Source organism: Paraburkholderia sp. SIMBA_054 (assembly GCF_046534875.1).
Lineage (GTDB): Bacteria > Pseudomonadota > Gammaproteobacteria > Burkholderiales > Burkholderiaceae > Paraburkholderia > Paraburkholderia hospita.
Window position 1 is genome coordinate 1 of sequence record NZ_JAWRXV010000592.1, and the last position, 283, is coordinate 283.

At 51.9% G+C, this 283-nt stretch carries 1 protein-coding gene; it reads left to right on the top strand.

Annotation, left to right across the window (positions count from 1 at the left end; genetic code table 11):
- Positions 1-2: 2 nt before the first annotated feature.
- Positions 3-283: cyclic nucleotide-binding domain-containing protein (locus SB822_RS56465; protein WP_410859022.1), on the top strand; the 281-nt coding region annotated here is incomplete at its 3' end.

The window sequence follows — 283 nt, forward strand, 5'->3', positions numbered from 1 at the left end:
TGGTGAGCAGCCAGGGAGACTGGGCCAATTCGGTTCACATAATAAAGAGTGGTTGGGGCTGCATCTATCGCGATCTTCCCGATGGTGATCGCCAGATTCTGGACTTTCCCATGAAAGGAGATTTTCTGGGTTTCCGAACCGGGCTCGGCTTCAACTATTATACCCTGATTTCGGTTACCGAGCTTTCTGTCCTCGAAATCTCCCTGGATCATCTCACCGAAAGCCTTCTCAACTCCCCTCGTCTTGCCATGACATTCATGGAACTGATGGCGCGTCAGCGTGC